The sequence below is a fragment of the Psychrobacter cibarius genome (assembly GCA_030686115.1).
GTDB classification, from domain to species: Bacteria; Pseudomonadota; Gammaproteobacteria; order Pseudomonadales; family Moraxellaceae; genus Psychrobacter; species Psychrobacter cibarius_C.
Map to the genome: position 1 here is coordinate 1,646,984 of CP131612.1, position 18,275 is coordinate 1,665,258.

The following is an 18,275-nucleotide window of genomic DNA, read 5'->3' on the forward strand; positions in this document are numbered from 1 at the left end:
TCTTGTTTTAATAAATAATAATTAAAAGTATGCGCCCATATGACAGACTTGACTGATCCAACCAATATCATTGAACTTTCTACACAGCCACATTTATTCGATGAGCACTCAGATGCGCCTCACTCAGATCCTATGAGTGAGCGTAAGGCTGATGTGATACCAGCAGTTGATGTTGACCTAACGGGCAAGCACCTGATTGAAGCGTCTGCTGGTACTGGTAAAACTTGGACGCTAACAGGCATTGTATTGCGCCTGCTAATTGAAGCACGACGTGCGCCAGAGCAAATTATTGCTACTACCTTTACGCGAGCCGCTGCCGCTGAGATGCGTCAGCGTATTCATGATCGTTTGGTGGATTTTTATCAATTATTGCAGTGGGTCAACAGTTTAAGTGCTGACATCAGTAATAAGGAGGCTTTGTATCCCAATATATTGCAGGTGATGCCTGAAAGCGATAAGGATAAACAAGAGGGCAAAAAATCAAGTACGGATTTAAATACTGAGATAGGCGCTGATGAGTTAAACCAAGACCTTGCTACTGATAAGCAAGCTGCTGCCACAAAGCGTGCGCAAGCAAAAAAAGACCGTGAAGATTGGTTGGTAGCACAGGCTAAATATGTGCGCTTGGATGGCATCATGCAAGATCCCATTAACCTGCATCTCGTTGGTTATTTGCTGGATCACGTGTACAGCTATCCAATGACGGAAGCTATCAGGCGTACCGCACTGGTTTTAACCACGTTGGATAAACTGTTTGTGGGTACGCTCGATAGCTTGGCACAAAAATGGCTGAAGGAGTACAGTAGCGAGACAGGTCATCAGCAAGGTATGGCTATTATCGAAGAGAGCAGTATTGAGCAGGTGACCGATAGTATTATTCATGATGAGCTGCGTCAGTTTCAAAGCCGCTTACATCATGAGCAGCCTAAACTGTATGCGCTTATGGATCAGCAAGGCAAGTTGACTGCCGTGAGTGATCATAAAAAATATGTGACTCGCTCGCTTAATTTTATTTCTGCGCCAATTGATGAGATTGTAGTAAATGACTTTAGTATTCAAAATTATGAAAAGTTCTTAGTTCAGTTCTGTGATTTTGATTTTAATGATCTTCAACCTTATTTAGATCTGAGCTTTAGAAAAAAAGAAGGATTTAATAATCGAAAGAGTGTCGCTAAAAACTTATGTTTTTATGAAGATTTTAAAGGCCTTATTCAAAAGAAGCAGCTTTCTTTTTATCAAAGTTTATCTACCCCGCAAGCGAATTTCTTAAAACAGCTTCAAGCAACTTTCGATGATTCAGAAGATTCTGGATTTTTAGAAGATAAAGAGCAAGGAAGAATCAGATTCGTCAATACTGAATCAGTGCAGATGTTGCTCATGCTATATAACTATATCCAACAGCTCGATGAATATATAGTGACTGTTTTAGCCAATCTTAATCGTCATATCGTGCTTGCGGTACGTGACAGGCTACCAATTATTTTGGAAGAGCGTGGTGAGACGACCTTTAGCCTGCAAATGGTGCGTTTAAACCAAGCATTAACGGGTCGGCAAGGCGAAAAGCTGGCGCGTTATATTCGTCATCACTATCCTGTGGCGTTGATTGATGAGTCGCAAGATATCAATGGCGCACAAGCCATTATGATTGAAAGCATTTATTTGCCAAAGAAAAAGGGCAAGGTTGCTGATAATGATATACAGTCAGCTACTAAAAAAGCCAGCCATGAGTTCCTGCTATTGGTTGGTGACCCTAAGCAGGCTATTTATGGGTTTCGTGGTGGCGATGTGGCTAACTATAACTACATGAAAGCTCAATTTGATAAAAGCACGCTTTGGACGCTCGATATTAACCGACGCTCAAATGCTGGTGTGATTAATGCCCTAAACTGTTGGTTCGGCATGGCTGATGCAACCACTGGTGAGAATAAGTTAGCTCAATTAGGCGCAGGTATTTATTACCAGCATATCAAAGCGGCAAAACCAGAAAATCAGCTGTCTTGGTTTAATGAACCAGACGCTCACAGCACTACCTTAGTGACTGAGGTGCTCTCTGCCCAGCCAGTGAGCGTCTTACACTTACCTTATGATAAAGACAAAGAGCTTGAGTACGATGAGCATGAAATCACAGCGCGTCATATTGCGACTTTGCTTAGTAGTGATCAGACCTTAAAAGGCAAGCCTATCCAGCCCAGTGATATCGGCGTGCTGGCACGTACCAAAAAAGACTTAAAGCGGGTTGAGGATGAGTTGGTTAAGCTTAATGTACCGACCTTAACTACCAGTGATGTCAGTATCTTTGAAACCATCATGGCAGAAGATGTGGCGGCGCTGCTGAGTGCCATGCTATATCCGTATCGTCATGACATGATTAATCGGGTGTTGACCAGTCATCTATATGGACTGAGTATTAAAAACATCAAAGCCATGATGACGGATCATGAGTCAGGCATTACTGAGGGCAGTAGTACAACGAGCTCCCATTTAAATAATTCTAATTCTAAGGATACCTCAGTTAATGAGGCTACTGATAATAAAAAGAGCTATCAAGACTTTATTACTTATCTAAAAGAAGGCGCACAACGTTGGCAGCACTTTGGCATCTTGTCGGCATTGCATTACTTGTTAGATAAAAATCCCATACAGCCACAAGGCGTTTGGCAAGCGCTAGCGGCTCGTCCAGAAGGCGATCGTCATATCATGGATTTGCGTCATGTGATGGATATCTTGGCGCAGTATGGCCTAGGTATGGGTGAGCATGAACTATTGGCTTGGTTTAGACAAAATATAGATGCTGCCCCTAACAGTGATTGGGCTAAGCAATATCCACTGCCTACAGAATCTGGCGTACAGTTGATGACCATTCATAAGTCCAAAGGACTTGAGTTCCCCATTGTCTATGTATTGGGAATGGGTGATGCCAGTAGGAAGTCTGGGAATAAGGAAGACTACGGGTTGTACTTGTACAATGCCCAACAAGCGCCTTCAGCGCTAGTGCATAAGTCGACAGAAGTTTATCATTCGATAGATAGTGAATCAACGGGAAACCAGCGCCGCTTCTCATCCTTAAAAGGCTCAGCGACTACAGAGGACTATTACACCAATATCGAAACGCGGGAAGATTTCGATGAGCTGCGACGGCTTGGTTATGTGGCTTTTACTCGCGCCAGTGAGCAGCTTTATGTTGTGCTGCGAGATCCTAACAATAAGACAGGGTTTGAGTTAAAGCCTGTGTTTTATTGGTTTGAATCGCCAGAACCAAAGTTTGAACTACCAGATAGACTTAAAGGTACGATAGGCATGCTCAGAGGGCATAAGGTTAATGAGTTCTATGACAATAACTACGTAAGCAATGCTGCTAAATCAGCAGGCGTAAATGACAATGTTCAGCTAGCCGCAACCAAGTTAGATGCTCATAAGCCTGCCACAGAGACTATTGAATACGCGCCTTTTGCAGAGGTGATGAAAACCAATTATTTTTATGGCTGGGCTAAGACCAGCTTTACCGCTTTGGCACGTCAGCTCGATGAATCTACACAAGCGATGGCGATAGCGGATGAGCGTATGGATGATGCTATAGACATTGATATGGCAGACACTTCAGTGTCGGTTGAGCCTTTACTTAGTAGTAACGCGTTTCTTAAAGAAGTCGATGGGTTAAATCTCAAATCAGAAGATGATATCCGCTTTACCTTTGTTAAAGGTGCTAATGCGGGTACGTTTTTGCATGAGATATTTGAAAAAATTGATTTCAGCAATAAAGTGCAGTGGTCTCAGGTTATCGATAGAGCTATCAACAGCTATCAACTGCCTCTAGTTTATAGTAGCGCTGAGCAGCAAAGCCGTCGATCACAAGCGAAGAAGCAAGAGCAAGGCGATGACGGTTCATTTAATACTGGTTCACTTGATCTTGCTTCAATAGATGCTACCAAGCATGAGGCACTAATCAATTGGATTGAAGAGGTGCTACATGCGCCGCTATTGGCCTCCAATCAACCATTAAACTCTCTTAATGCAGGTCAGCGGTTTTCTGAGTTAGAGTTCAATATGGGGTTGTCAGAGAAATTTAAAGTACAGGATATCACTAAACTCTTCCAACAATATCTCCCTAATGAGATGGACAAACACGTCACTCTTATTCCGCAAAACAAAGCGCATTTGTATCGTTATTTACGCGGCGAAATTGACTTAGTGTACGAACATGCTGGCAAGTATTACGTTGTCGATTATAAAAGCAACTTTCTAGGAAATAGCCTAAGCGATTATAATGAAGATACACTTAAGCAAGCAATGTCCAAGGCAGGGTACTGGCTACAAGCAGCGATTTATCAAGTAGCTTTACATCGATTCCTTTCAATGAGAATACATGATTATGCAGGCAATGAAGATAAGTATTTAGGCGCTGTGGAGTATGTTTTTTTACGAGGTGTGTATGATCCCAATTCTCAAATAGCTGATGATCTATCACAAGATGTTAAAGAGGCTGATAATAGCCACTCAATGCACAACGACCGCTATGGACTAGTGACTTGGGATATTCCAATCGATTTTATTAAAGGTTTGGATGCGTTGTTTGGCATACCCGACTAGTAGGCTATAAGTAATGATTAAATGCTAAAAAACATGATATCGATTAACTATTTCAACATAGAGACAAGCATACGATGAGTAATAATAAAAAAGAGAGCAAGGCAGTAATTGGGCTACAACAAAGCTGGACTAGCAATATCAGTGATTATATATTGCTACGCCGCGAGCAAACGTATTTAGCGTATAAGGCAACAGAGGCAAAAGCTAATACTGATAGCAAGCAAGTCGATAAAACAGAGGAAAGTAATTTATTCACCGCTCTATTCGTTATGTTAGCGACTCATTTGGAAGAGGGGCATACCGTATTAACCATTGAAGCCGCTGAGCATGAAGAAGCATTGCAAGGTCAAATCAATAATGAGGTAGTTACGCTATATGCTTGGCAGCAACAGCTATTAGAGATGCTAGCAATGCCAATCTTTACGCTGATAGATAGCAAACTAAATACGCAATCAGATGATGACTCTACAACTGAAAGGTCGCTATTCGTATTGCTAGACACGCTATTTGATAAGAAAGAGCAGCTGTGGATGCAATTGGCGCTTAGCAACCACGAAAAAGAGGTGCTAACCAAGCGTTTTGACATGATTGCTACGCTATACCAATTATTGAAAAATACGGACTTAAGTTTTTTTATACGCCTAGTTAACGAACATGATTTGTTTGCTGAAGTTAATAGTAGCATTGATAATAACGATAAATTAAATAGCCTAGGCAAAAATAATCAACCTATTATTTACAAACAAGTTAACAGTCAAAACAAAGAAGGTTCAGCAGTATCACTAACTTTTTGGCTACATCGTTCTTGGCAAGCAGAATTTAACTTAGCACAGCACATTAATACTATTTTACATCAACAGATAACCCCTCTAAATATATCAATACCCAAAAATTTAAACGATCAGCAGATAGCAGCTATTAATGTGGCTAATAATAATGCATTTAGCATCATTACTGGTGGTCCAGGTACAGGTAAAACCTATACCGTGGCTCAGTTAGTCATTGCGCTGCAACAAGCGACAGAGAGTGGGGGATACGGGGCTGGAAATATTAGATTCAGTACAGATAGTGCCAGTCTGGCATTGGCAGCACCGACTGGTAAGGCTGCCCAACGCATGCAAGAATCTTTACAAGCTGCTCTCGATGCAGCAGATATTGATCTACAGTTACAAGAAGCTAAAACCATCCATCGCTTGTTAGGTATTGGTCGGACGGGCAGACCGCGCTACGATACTAACAATCCACTTGGCGAAGATATTATCATCGTTGATGAGGCGTCGATGCTCGGGGTCGAGTTGGCTAATTATCTCGTAAGTGCGGTAAAACCAAGTGCAAGGCTTATATTGCTAGGCGATGCGAACCAATTGGCAGCAGTCGATGCAGGAGCAGTATTGGCTGACTTGTGCCGTATTCCACTGTTACAACCCATTCATGCAGAGTTAACCGAAAGCCGCAGATTTAGCGCAGAATCAGGTATTGGCAAACTTGCCTACCAAATTAATCAGGTAGAGATAGATACGCAAGCCATCTGGCAGCTGTTAAGGCAGGATGAAGCCTTGAGTTTTCAATATGTAAATACACTGCAAACAAATGAGTTTAAAGATAATAATACAAAAAATAGCCTAAGCAATAAAAAAATTATTTCAGGAATATCTTTAAAATATATTAAATATATAAATAAAATAAAAGAACTTCTAAAAGATCCAATAGAAAAATCCATGCCAGAATCAGTAAAAAATACGATTACATCACTAATGGAGACATTTAATGAATTCAGAATTCTAAGTGCTGGTCATAATGGTGAATGGGGCGATCACTACATTAATAACTATCTCACTCAATGGCACCTAACTGAGCTAAAGCTACCACTGGGCCAAAACACATGGTTTCATGGCCGTCCTGTCATGGTTCTACAAAACAACTATGAATTAGGATTGTTTAATGGTGATATCGGTTTCTGCTTGCAGACTAGCGATGATAGAAGCCGACTAGAAGTGTTTTTTGAAAATAAAACACAAGGGATTGCCGTTAATTTACTAAATGAAGAAGTCATCGCCACCGCATATGCAATGACCATTCATAAGTCACAAGGGTCTGAGTTTGATCATGTGGCTATTACTTTTGATAATAGTCATGCTAGATTGCTAAGCAAAGAGCTTATTTATACGGCGGTGACCCGTGCTAAGAAACAGGTAACCATATATAGTACAAAATCTGCTTTTGAAAAGGCTGTTCAAACACCTACTGAGCGCCATACAGGTTTGGCATTACAGTTTTCTAAGCATTAATAGATAAATGCTCAGAAATATAAAAAGAGGACTAGAGTTGTATACCTTTGATACTGTGCTAGAGCATATTAATGAAATTATTTATAAGCCCAACCAATTGATTATTGCTTCAACTCAAGAAGAACAACAAAATCTAGAATATGCTGCTGGTACATTTGAATTAATGAACAGACGGGCTGTCAAAACAGTTAGATTCAGAGTAGCTAAACAAACACCTACCAAAGTAGGGCAGTTCGTTACCTTTTGGGAAAAAGATTCCAAAGGTATTAATCAACCTTTTCAATATGATTCGTCACCAGACTTATTGGTAGTCACGACATTTAAAGATAAGCATACATTTGGGCAGTTTGTTTTTCCAAAAAATGTCTTGCTTAGACATAATATTCTTCAGTCTCATTTTACAAAAGGTAAGATGGGTATCAGGGTGTATCCTAGCTGGGATAATCCAACCAGTAATACTGCTAAGAAGACACAGAATTGGCAACTCGATTATTTCTTCGTGGTGACTGGTACAAACATACTGCCTACAGAAAAAATACGGGCATTGTATGAGTAGCAAAATTAACAGTAAGTGCAAAATCCAAGCAATAAAAAAGCATCCAAATTGGATGCTTTTTTTGAACTCAAATGTAGAACTTAAACTTTGTCTTCTTTGATGGCATAGATGCCAGGCAGATGACGCAAGTAACCATGGAAATCCATACCACAGCCATAGACATAACGATCTGCAACATTGATACCGACAAAATCAACATCAAAATCTTCAACTTTACGATCATGCTCTTTATTAAGCAACACACAACATTCAAGTGATAAAGGTTTTTCTTTGCTTAATTCTTCGACAACTGTTTTTAGCGTGATACCTTCATCAAAAATATCGTCAATCAGCAATACATGCTCACCTTCGATACTAACATCAGGTTTGAATTTCCAATCTAGCTCATTGGTGCCTGCATTATCACGATAGCGTGATGCATGAATATAATGCATGCGATGGTAGAACGTCAAATGAGTCAATAATTGACCAGCTGGAATAAGTCCACCATTCATAACAACCATAACGATTGGGTTTAAACCAGCATAATGTAGGTTGAGTTGGGCGGCAAGGCGCTCATAAGCAGCGGCTACTTCGATGCTACTGATAAGGCACTCTGAGTTGCGTAATGTTTTTTCAATTTCTTGGTTGCTGATTTGGGTCATCGGGTGCGCCTTCGGTAAAAAGTGCCGCTTATTTTAGCAAATTTTAGTGAATTTGCCCAATACCATCTGTCTTTTGAGGCAAAATTAATCAAATACTGGCATTTATTCTGGCTTTTCTACGATGAAAGGGCGGTAATAGTTTGCTAAACGATTTAAAGAGCGATCCGGTAGGTCGGGTAGCAACTTATTTAAGGCCATACTCATGCCTTTATCAATGGCGGCTTTGGCCACTGGGACAGCTTTGCGTTTAATCATGCCAAGTTTCAGCGTTTCAGCATAGCGGCTGATAAAATGAGTCAATGTCTCTTCATTCATGGTTTCAAGCGCTGTTTTAAATGCTTTCATATCTACTTGCTCAGGTGTGATAGCAGCAAAGCCTTTTTCGATGGTTTGTGCATCTGCATCAGATAATTTGAAACCCACTCGTTTTACACCTTCATTATCAATAAACGTCGCCCGATCTCTCAAGAAGTGAAAGCTTGGCATCACTTCTTCGTTATTCTCTTTACCGAGTAAGATATTAAGCAGCGTATCTGTTGCTTTTTCAACTGTGCCAACAATTTTGCGCATGGAGGCTTGACGTTCAGGGTTTGGAATAATATCTACCAATCCAATCAACAAATTGTCGATTAGATCACGTGCTGTTTGATGCGTCAGGGCATCACGATATGGGTAGTATTCGACCTCCTCATTTGAGGCAATCACTTGCTCAGCGTCAATGATTAATGCTTTCAATTTATCTGAAGGTACAAACCCAAAATAATGCGCCATAGTGCTTCCTTTATTTGTTGTTTTTCATGTTTAACCAGCGTTACATTTGTCGTTAAATCAGTTAGTATCTAAATGGGTTGCAGTCAAAGACTCACCATATGCTGACTAGTGACATGTGCTAACGATAGAATGCAAAGCCTTATTAATGGATGATGATACCACAGTACTTCTATAAACAGCCTTTGGACAGGTGCGCTAAGTCACTAGTCGCCGACTAATTTAACATATTTTTTATATTCTAAATTAAAAAGCTTGAACTTATAAGGCTACCTATTACTTGTCTAAGGAGAGATAAGATGAATAGTGCAATCGTGCTAGTGTTTGCTGTTGCAGCGATGCTTTGCGGTTATCTGTTTTACTCAAAATTTATCGCTACTAAAATCTTGGCATTGGATAACAGTATCCCCACGCCAGCGCATACTATGAAAGATGGGGTGGATTATATCCCTACCAATAAATATGTGCTATGGGGACATCATTTTACTTCAGTCGCAGGAGCGGCTCCGATTATTGGTCCTGCCATTGCCGTTATTTGGGGCTGGGTACCTGCTATCATTTGGGTAGTATTGGGCACGATTTTTATGGCAGGTGTCCACGATATGTCAGCCATTTGGGCTAGTATGCGCAATCGAGGTCAGTCGATTGGCTCGATTGCCGGTACCGTCATGGGTACACGTGTACGTAGCTTGATGATGATCGTTATCTTCCTATTATTACTCATGGTAAATGCGGTATTTGGCGTCGCTATTGCTAATATGATGATAAAAACCCCGTCCGCTGTGCTACCTGTTTGGGGGGCTTTGATAGTCGCCTTTATCATCGGTCAGTGTATTTATCGCTATAAGATGAATCTGGTTTGGGTATCAATCATTGGGGTCACGGCTTTATATGGGCTTATCTATCTTGGTCCTATGTTCCCTGTCGTATTGCCTGAGACATTCTTAGGCTTACCTGACAATGCTGTTTGGATTATTATCTTGTTTGCTTATGCGGCAATCGCTTCTTTATTACCGGTTTGGATGCTCTTGCAGCCGCGCGATTACATCAATGGCTTACAGTTATTTGTCGGTCTAATTTTGTTATACGCTGCCATCTTTATTGCGACGCCAAATATTGTCGCGCCAGCGATAAACACGGCATTGCCAATCGGCACACCATCTATGGTGCCTTTATTGTTTGTGACCATTGCTTGTGGTGCAATTTCAGGCTTTCATGGTCTGGTAGCAACGGGTACGACATCTAAGCAGATTGATAAAGAAGAGGATGTGCGATTCGTTGGTTACTTCGGTGCCATGGGTGAGGGGATGCTGGCACTTGGTGCGATACTCGCGGCAACAGCAGGCTTTGCAACCCTTGGCGACTGGCAAGCCGTTTATCAAAAATTTGGCGATGGCTCTATTGGTGCCTTTATTGATGGCGGTGCAACTATATTGAATGCTGGTGTCGGCATTGATATGGTTTTATCACAGACGATGCTGACGGTAATGGCAGCATTGTTCGCTGGCACCACGATGGATACTGGAGTACGTTTGCAACGCTATATTTTCCAAGAGTTTGGTGAAATTTATAAACTACCTGTTCTAAATAAAAGTGTGGTGGCAACATTGCTTGCCGTTGGCAGCTGTTTGTTATTAGCCTTTGGTGCTGGTGGCATCGATGGTGCTGGCGGTATGATTATTTGGCCGTTATTTGGCACGACGAATCAGCTAATGGCCGCATTAACCTTGATGATTGTTACTGTCATCTTGTTACGTAAAGGCAGACCTGTGTGGTATACCTTGGGGCCATTGTCATTTTTACTGGTCATGACGATTTTTGCGTTATTGATTCAGCTAAAAACCTTTTTCAATGATGGTAATTGGCTGCTTATTATTATGGATGTCATTATCTTAATAGCTACGATTTTAGTGACGTTTGAGAGTCTATCGGTACTCCGAAAAGAGTGGTCGATACACAGAGGCAAAAGCAATCTCTAAGCCATGTTGAATAACTAGTTAGATACTTACTGAAATACGATAAAAACGCTAGCAGCAATTGCTGGCGTTTTTTGTCTCATATAGGCATGATAGTTAATAAGCATACGCAAAATAAAAGTCTTCATGGAAACGACAAATATGACAAATCCCATAAAAAATATTGAACCATGGTGGCAACGGTTTTCCGCTGGTCTAAATGAGTTTTATCATGCGCCTTATCGTCAGACGATGGCACGCGCCGCACGTGATGAAGAAGATTTTTTCATGCTGCTCATGTTTGCGGAAAGCTTGGGTATCGACAATCCGGCCAGCTTTTATACATTAGAGTTGCAGCCATTGTTTCTAGAAAACTTCCATGAATGGCATACCAGAATGGGCATGGATAGATGCCCTTTTGACCACGTAGGTTGCTGCTAGTTTCCTTTGAATTCATCAAAATGAGATACAAGTATGGCATTACACCCTTTACCCGCATTGGTAGAGCAACTGGCAACCCAACCGATTATATTTATCGGTGGCAAGGGCGGTGTCGGTAAAACCACCACTGCCGCCGCACTTGCCAGCTATTATGCCAATCAAGGCAAAAAGACACTGATTGTCTCGACCGATCCAGCACACAGCTTGGGCGATGTGTTAAACGTCCCACTAAAAAACCAAAAAACAGCAGTAACTTCTTATCTAGATGCTATTGAACTAAACCCTGATATCATCGTTGATGAGCATTTTGCCCAAGTTGAACGCACCATTACTTCTTATGCCAATCCAGACATGATACCAAAAATTCGCGAGCACCTACGGCTATCAAAATCAGCGCCTGGCGCACAAGAAGCCGCCATGCTCGAATCCATGTGTCAGCACTTGGTTGCAGCAGCAGATGCCGGCTATGAGCACGTTATTTTTGATACCGCACCGACGGGACATACACTGCGTTTATTAGTCCTGCCTGAGATGATGGGGGCATGGACGGATGGATTGCTCGCTCAGCAGCGGCGGCAGGCAAAACTGCGCTCAGTGGCAAATCATTTGGGCAGTCATGAACAAAAAATCCAGCAAAAAAATGACAATGATTTAGCCAATCCATTTGCCGCAAAAAAAACTGACCGCTGGGAGCAGGCTGTATCCGTACTAGAAAAACGCAAACAGCTGTTTCGTCAGGCAGGGTTGCTACTGCATGACCGTACAAAAACCGCCATTGTATTGGTTATGACGGCTGATGTATTGCCACTGGCTGAAACAAAGCGAGCGATAGCTCAGTTAGAAGACAGTAAGCTCATGCCAGCCGCCATCGTTATCAATCAGTTAATAGATTCGACCCAGTCCGATACGTTTTGGCAGCGTCGTGCTGAGCGCCAGCAACAGCTAATGCAAGATATTGAGCAAAGTTTTCCCAATTACCCGCTATACCCAATATATCTGCAGCAAACGGACGTACGCGGCACTGATGCACTAGGTGCTCTATTGCGACCAGTACTTAAATAATAACATCTACAACTTTAGTCAAACTTGACGATAATTACTCAGGTTTATAAGACTGTAGCTTACTTGCTAGCGACCATGCCATATCTGCGCGTAACAATTGAGCTTGGTCAGATTTACCACTACTGAGTGATGACCATTGCGGTTTGCCACGAGCTTTTTTTAGCTCACTGGGCAATTTATGTGTCGGCCATGGTGTGACAGTGGCGCTTTCGTCATCTAACGACTGTTCAATACTGGATTTCTCACCTTTATACAGCAATTGCGTGGCATCAGTTGCTGCATGACCACGATGACGTAGGGCGGTGAGTAAATCTATCGCTCGCGTTGCCAACAAGGTCAATGTTGCAGGGTCGATATACAAACGTTTTACCCCAGTGATTCTATCGGCAATACTACTGGTATTAGATAACAGCCCACCTGCGATACCGCCAATGGCAGCACCTAATCCTAAAGTAGTGCCAAGTGCTGCAGCATCGATGCCAAGACCCAATAACGCGCCAGCTGCCGCGCCAGAAGTGGTGCGAATACCGTAACTTTTTAGCAGCTCAGGGTCGAACGGATCTTGTTGATAAGCTTTTAGCTCAAGTGGCGTTGCCGCTACGTCATTGTCATAAAACTTATATAAATTGAGCAAGTTGTTCTGCATCGCCCGTTCACTTTGCCTCACGGCCTCTTGCATTTGCTGTAATACTGGCATTGGGTCGTCATCTTCACTAATCTCACGAACAAAAGCAGTAACATTGATTAAAAAATCAGCAATAATAATGTTGGCCTCGTCATTTAGCTGTGCCCAGTCTTCAGTACGACGTGCCATCAACTGCTCAAGCATCTCAGAGTGGGTAAGCATGGTGGCTAAATTCTGCCATAAGCGCATTTCATCTGCAAACTCAAAAGCCACGGAGTCAAAGCGTGTAGAAATATGCAAATTACGACGCGCTAGCATCGTCTGCCACTCATCTATATTGGCATCTTGAGCGTCAGTGAAATTAAATACTGGCATGACAGGAATCGCTGCCCAAGATAAAATAGCTAGCTCGTCTTTATATTTACCGAGTACTGGCTCACGTGCATCGACGACATAAATAGCCATATCACTTGCCAACAGCTGCCGAATTACTTTGGCCTCTTGGCTATAGTCCTCATTGCTATTTAGTGCATCACCACCTTGGGCAATATCTGCTGCCAAAAACTGTTGCAAACGCTCAATGCCATCACGCCGACTGGCAGTATTGTCCTCCAACCAATCCATCAATCCTGACGCATCTTCTAAACCCGGTGTGTCATACAATACCACCAACACTTCGCCCGTTTGGCTGTCTGTTAATTTGGCTTGCTCTACATGACGGGTAGTTGCGGCTTCGTTTTTGACTTCACCAAAATAGACGTCACGCAATAGTGTACGTAGTATGGATGTCTTGCCCGTATTGGTATGACCAACGACGGCCAATTTTAGCGGTTCACCACTGGCGATGGTTTTCCTTGTCATACTTGTCGTTGTTGTTAATGGTTCAGTTGATAAAGGTTGATTGTCTTGAGTTTCCACTGACTCAGTTACAGCTGATTTTAAAGTGCTGTTTGCGGTATTAGAGGTTGCCTCATAAGCCTTATCTGCAAAGAGACCAGCAGGTTTATTGTGTTCATAGTTCTCTTTTTTATTATCATTATTCATAATATCGTCTTATATTTATTAATGATCAAAACATACAGTGGCTTTTATTGTAGAACAAATTATGTGCTATTTCGGTATTAATACTAACCATTTGTCTTAAGTAACTGATAATCCCATTTTGGCTAGTCAATCAATTATTCACTAGACCAATGTTGCGGGCAGAGAGTGCGGTTTGCCACTGCTGATAACGAATATCTTGATGGTCTGCAACCTGCTTGGTTAACTCTAAAGCGCTTGCATCACTCAGCAGCTGCACGATGAGTCCATCTTTGGCGTGAGCAGCGATTTGATCAAGTTTGCGTAGCGTGCCACGGTCAGGTAAGGCTTTATGATGAATACCAAGTAAGACCTGCACTGGGTGACTGTCTAAATACGTCTTCAAACGTGCCATATCGTCACGATCATCAACGATACCGAAATTCTCTATCTCGCTATTATTAATATTGGCATCCAGACCTGCAAGCCACCAGTTATCCTGCTCTGCTGGATACTCAAGCAAAGCAACCAGCTTCTTGCCAGCGCTGACGGCTGCTTTTGGCGCAATAGGAACGGGCACTTCATTAAAGTCATCAGCATCTACCACCTGACGTTGCCAAAAGTTTAAAATCTTTTGATAATAGGGCTGCTTGATGTCCAAACGCATCTTTTTACGACGGAACATCAATGCGCAAAACGCCCAAGCAATCGCTCTTGGTACAATACCGTACATCAGCAAGCTACCAACCAATAAGCCTGCCCATTGCCGCGCAACAGTCAATGGCATCGCATCAGTCACCAAGCGACTCTGTACGATAGCGGTGCTATCTGGCACATCGAATCCCACCATACTTGGTAACCAGCCAAGTACCTGTGTCAAAGTAATTAGCGCTTGATCGGATAGTAAAGTCGACTCCCAGCTAAAGCTATACTGACGCACAATCAATAGGAAAATAATCGCCAGCAGCATGCCTGTCAACGTTGCCAGCCATAACTGATGACTAAATCTCCCCAAATACCAGCGCATCCCGCTATGCTGTAATTGGCGCTCGTACAAGTCGACTGCTGCCTTGGTAACATCATCCTTGCCACGTATCAGATAACTGGGACTGACAAAATTGGCAAACCAATTCGAAGACTGCTTGCCTTGATTAATCAGGGTCATCACCAGCCAGCCTAACAGCATAATGGTATGAAAACCCAGCAAGCAAACCAAGACATAAAAGAAATTCACCACATTGGTCTGTAGTAAGGTGAATAAGCCCAAAAATCCTGAGAGACACCACACCACGCTCATGACCACCATGATGCCTTTAATACGCCCATCAATTTTGCCCAATACTCGTGCCAGCGCACCGTTACTATCGATACGTGAGGCTCGGCGGTGCAATTTTTGAATGGGTTTGCCATCCTCACCTTGTAGTTTTTCCGTGATAAGTAGCGGGTCAGTGGCAAAGACATGTTGCTGCGTCTCAAGCGTGCGTACCAACTCAGTCAATTGATCTTGGGGTGATAGCATAATGCGATAACATCCATATAAAGGCGTTTATGTAGGAGATAATTCTTGATTATTGTAGCGTATATATGAGGGCACGCCTTCGCCAAATGTTAAAAAATGAACATTTATTAAGCATTTTTATTATAGTAAAGACAATAAAAATCAGCCAAAATGAATAATGAACAAAATGATAATAACAATAGTGTAAAAAAACAGAGGGTAAAAAACGCTGTTAAAGAGAATTCAAAAAAGGAATCATCATGAATAACAGAACATATCTAATCGTTGGTGGTACAGGCGGCATTGGTAAAGCGATGATTGAGCAATTAGTAAATAGCACTGCCAGTGACAATAAGGATGAGAATGCGAATACCGATAATGGTGGAAAACAGGGTATTCATGTCTTTACGACTTATCATCGCAATGTACCTGATTTTGAGGCTGACAATCTGCATTGGATATCCATGAATATCTGCGATGAACAGAGTATCCAACAAGCAGCTGAGGTTATTCAGCAGCAAACCACTCATATTGATTGGATTATCAATTGTGCAGGGTTATTACACACGGCGATGCAGCAGCCAGAAAAAGCGCTGCGTCAGGTTGAGACTGATTTCTTTTTACAAAACATGCAAGTGAATGCCTTAGCCAGCTTACTCATTGCCAAGCATTTTAGACTACTATTAGCCAAATCTGCGCGTAGTAATGACAAGCCCGCAATCTTTGCAACGATATCCGCGCGCGTTGGCAGTATCAGTGGCAACCAACTGGGCGGATGGTATAGCTATCGTATGAGTAAAGCGGCACTCAATATGGGCATGAAAAACCTGAGTATTGAATGGAGTCGCTCGCTCAAAGACGTGTGCGTGGTTGTCCTGCAGCCAGGAACGGTAAATACGCAACTATCAGCCCCTTTTCAAGGTAATGTGGCCGAAGGTCAGTTGTTCTCGCCAGCCTATAGTGTGGAATGCTTATTAGAAGTGCTTAACCGTATGACAGCGTTGCAATCAGGAAGCTTTGTTGACTGGGCAGGGGAATCCATACCTTGGTAGCTCTAAATGGTTGAAACGTTCACAAAGCCAATTCAAGAGATAAAAATATAGGGCGTGTCGTTGATATGAGAACACGCCCTATTTTATTGATAAGATAAGGGTTGTTTTTAGATAGGCACATGCTTAATTCGCCATAAACAAGTCCATAAACTCATGTACAGGTGTGTGCTCTAAGCGGGTTTGATCGCTACAAAGCGCAAAAATATCCTGACAGCGACTGTCGATAAAACGCGTTGCTAAACTGGCACGAAACTTGGCTTCTAATACAGGAATACCTTCTTTGCGGCGGCGCTTATGTCCGATAGGGTATTCGACAACAACCTTGTCGGTACTGCTACCATCTTTAAAAAATATCTGAATGGCATTGGCAATCGAGCGCTTGCTTGGGTCATGGTAATCTTTTGAATAACCCGCATCTTCTTCTACGATCATTTTGCGGCGTAGACCGTCGATCAAAACATGGTGCTGTGCATGATAATCGTCTTCGTAGTTTTCTGCCATTAAATCGCCAGTTAGCAGAGGCACCGCGACCATATATTGCAAACAATGATCGCGATCAGCAGGGTTGGCCAATGTGCCTTCTTTTGAGATGATTCTAATCGCAGATTCATGAGTTGTCAGGACAATTTTTTCAATATCGTCGATTCTATCGTCAATACGTGGATGTAAAATTACAGCAGCCTCACAAGCAGTCTGCGCATGAAACTCGGCAGGAAAGCTTAACTTAAATAAGATGTTTTCCATCACGTAACTGCCAAACTCACGCTGGAAAGTAAAACGGCGCTCGTTTGCAGGTTTAAGGGCTAAGTCTTTATTGGTATGGCTAAACAATACATCATAAAACCCCCATTGCGGTGCAGAGAGTGCCCCAGGGATACCCATTTCACCGCGACGAGTAATGTCAACCAAGCGTACCGCACGACTGGTAGCGTCGCCTGCCGCCCAAGATTTACGGCTACCAGCATTGGGTGCATGACGATAGGTACGCAACGCCTGACCATCGACGATCGCCTGCGAGATGGCAGCCATGATACGCTCACGTGGCAATTTATAGAGCTTGGCGACCACAGCAGTAGAGGCCAATTTAACTAAAAACACATGATCAAGACCCACACGGTTGAATGAATTTTCCAGTGCAATTACCCCCTGAATCTCATGCGCCATAATCATAGCCTCAAGCACCTCACGCATGATTAATGGCGGATGATTGCGACTGACACTTTGTTGGCTGATATAATCGGCGACTGCTAGGATACCGCCTAAATTGTCCGAAGGGTGTCCCCATTCAGCAGCCAGCCACGTGTCATTATAATCGAGCCAGCGCACCATACAGCCGATATCAAAGGCAGCTTTGATAGGATCTAGTCTGTGGGCTGTACCCGGAACGCGCGCGCCATTAGGGGTAAGCTGATCGGCACAATCAGGACCCAGATGCTTAGTACATTCAGGGAAACGTAGCGCAAGCAGACCGCAGCCAAGCGTATCCATCAAGCAGAGACGTGCGGTATTCCAAGCATCTGTGCTATTGGGGGAGTCGTTATCTATCGAATAATTGAGCACATAATCAGCAATCTTTTGAATCTCAATGTCATATTCTGGACGGACATTGCTTTCTACCGTTGCATCATTTTTATTTGAATGTGTTGTATCTGAATTATCATTTGACATGGTTGTCTCCTCTTCCTTGAGTGTGCTGCTTCCTTGACCCATTATCTCGGTCATTTTTTTAAATTAGCCATCATTTAAAAGTAGCATACTCAATATGAAACAACCAAACTG

At 42.5% G+C, this 18,275-nt stretch carries 12 protein-coding genes; 7 read left to right on the forward strand and 5 right to left on the reverse strand.

What is annotated here, in order from left to right; all coding sequences use genetic code 11:
- Positions 1-39 precede the first annotated feature (39 nt).
- From Q6344_06925 to Q6344_06935, 3 genes are all read left to right on the forward strand, one after another.
- Positions 40-4,587: a UvrD-helicase domain-containing protein gene (locus tag Q6344_06925; GenBank protein WLG15059.1), complete on the forward strand. Its 4,548-nt coding sequence runs from the start codon at positions 40-42 to the stop codon at positions 4,585-4,587.
- Positions 4,588-4,661: 74 nt separating this feature from the next.
- A complete protein-coding gene (gene recD, locus Q6344_06930) occupies positions 4,662-6,875 on the forward strand; it encodes an exodeoxyribonuclease V subunit alpha (protein WLG15060.1) in 2,214 nt (737 codons plus the stop codon).
- A gap of 37 nt (positions 6,876-6,912) precedes the next feature.
- Entirely contained in the window at positions 6,913-7,431 is a 519-nt protein-coding gene (locus Q6344_06935) for a MepB family protein (protein WLG15061.1), read from the forward strand.
- 80 nt (positions 7,432-7,511) lie between these two features.
- On the opposite strand, the gene Q6344_06940 is transcribed toward Q6344_06935, so the two are convergent.
- Positions 7,512-8,075 (reverse strand): hypoxanthine-guanine phosphoribosyltransferase, encoded by a 564-nt coding sequence (locus Q6344_06940; protein WLG15062.1) that lies wholly within the window; start codon positions 8,073-8,075, stop codon positions 7,512-7,514.
- Between the two features lie 102 nt (positions 8,076-8,177).
- The gene (locus Q6344_06945) at positions 8,178-8,846 is read right to left on the reverse strand and encodes a hypothetical protein (protein WLG15063.1); all 669 of its coding nucleotides are present in this window, start codon (positions 8,844-8,846) and stop codon (positions 8,178-8,180) included.
- A gap of 296 nt (positions 8,847-9,142) precedes the next feature.
- Here Q6344_06945 and Q6344_06950 point away from each other — a divergent pair, with 296 nt between their 5' ends.
- The 3 genes from Q6344_06950 (at position 9,143) to Q6344_06960 (ending at position 12,301) form a co-directional block, all read left to right on the forward strand.
- Positions 9,143-10,822, forward strand: a complete 1,680-nt coding sequence (locus Q6344_06950) for a carbon starvation protein A (GenBank protein WLG15064.1) — start codon at positions 9,143-9,145, stop codon at positions 10,820-10,822.
- A 123-nt stretch (positions 10,823-10,945) separates the two neighbouring features.
- Positions 10,946-11,239 carry a cory-CC-star protein gene (locus Q6344_06955; GenBank protein ID WLG15065.1) on the forward strand — a complete coding sequence of 98 codons (294 nt, stop codon included), beginning with the start codon at positions 10,946-10,948 and terminating at the stop codon, positions 11,237-11,239.
- Positions 11,240-11,272: 33 nt separating this feature from the next.
- Positions 11,273-12,301, forward strand: a complete 1,029-nt coding sequence (locus Q6344_06960; GenBank protein WLG15066.1) for an ArsA family ATPase — start codon at positions 11,273-11,275, stop codon at positions 12,299-12,301.
- 34 nt (positions 12,302-12,335) lie between these two features.
- On the opposite strand, the gene Q6344_06965 is transcribed toward Q6344_06960, so the two are convergent.
- Together Q6344_06965 and Q6344_06970 are read right to left on the reverse strand one after the other, a co-directional pair.
- Complete coding sequence (locus tag Q6344_06965; GenBank protein ID WLG15067.1) at positions 12,336-13,970, reverse strand: DUF3482 domain-containing protein; 1,635 nt, start codon at positions 13,968-13,970, stop codon at positions 12,336-12,338.
- 130 nt (positions 13,971-14,100) lie between these two features.
- A complete protein-coding gene (locus tag Q6344_06970) occupies positions 14,101-15,465 on the reverse strand; it encodes a DUF2868 domain-containing protein (GenBank protein ID WLG15068.1) in 1,365 nt (454 codons plus the stop codon).
- 239 nt (positions 15,466-15,704) lie between these two features.
- Between Q6344_06970 and Q6344_06975 the strand changes: the two genes are divergently transcribed.
- On the forward strand, positions 15,705-16,496 hold the full coding sequence (locus Q6344_06975) for an SDR family oxidoreductase (GenBank protein ID WLG15069.1): 792 nt from the start codon (positions 15,705-15,707) through the stop codon (positions 16,494-16,496).
- Between the two features lie 123 nt (positions 16,497-16,619).
- Here the strand turns inward: Q6344_06975 and Q6344_06980 are convergent, their stop codons facing one another.
- Positions 16,620-18,164 carry a bifunctional 2-methylcitrate dehydratase/aconitate hydratase gene (locus tag Q6344_06980; protein ID WLG15070.1) on the reverse strand — a complete coding sequence of 515 codons (1,545 nt, stop codon included), beginning with the start codon at positions 18,162-18,164 and terminating at the stop codon, positions 16,620-16,622.
- Positions 18,165-18,275 lie beyond the last annotated feature (111 nt).

Excerpts from the sequence above, each read along its gene's own strand:
- Q6344_06925 (WLG15059.1), top strand. The coding sequence starts at position 40 with ATGACAGACTTGACTGATCCAACCAATATCATTGAACTTTCTACACAG.
- recD (WLG15060.1), top strand. The coding sequence starts at position 4,662 with ATGAGTAATAATAAAAAAGAGAGCAAGGCAGTAATTGGGCTACAACAA.
- Q6344_06940 (WLG15062.1), bottom strand. The coding sequence starts at position 8,075 with ATGACCCAAATCAGCAACCAAGAAATTGAAAAAACATTACGCAACTCA.
- Q6344_06945 (WLG15063.1), bottom strand. The coding sequence starts at position 8,846 with ATGGCGCATTATTTTGGGTTTGTACCTTCAGATAAATTGAAAGCATTA.
- Q6344_06950 (WLG15064.1), top strand. The coding sequence starts at position 9,143 with ATGAATAGTGCAATCGTGCTAGTGTTTGCTGTTGCAGCGATGCTTTGC.
- Q6344_06955 (WLG15065.1), top strand. The coding sequence starts at position 10,946 with ATGGAAACGACAAATATGACAAATCCCATAAAAAATATTGAACCATGG.
- Q6344_06960 (WLG15066.1), top strand. The coding sequence starts at position 11,273 with ATGGCATTACACCCTTTACCCGCATTGGTAGAGCAACTGGCAACCCAA.
- Q6344_06965 (WLG15067.1), bottom strand. The coding sequence starts at position 13,970 with ATGAATAATGATAATAAAAAAGAGAACTATGAACACAATAAACCTGCT.
- Q6344_06970 (WLG15068.1), bottom strand. The coding sequence starts at position 15,465 with ATGCTATCACCCCAAGATCAATTGACTGAGTTGGTACGCACGCTTGAG.
- Q6344_06975 (WLG15069.1), top strand. The coding sequence starts at position 15,705 with ATGAATAACAGAACATATCTAATCGTTGGTGGTACAGGCGGCATTGGT.
- Q6344_06980 (WLG15070.1), bottom strand. The coding sequence starts at position 18,164 with ATGTCAAATGATAATTCAGATACAACACATTCAAATAAAAATGATGCA.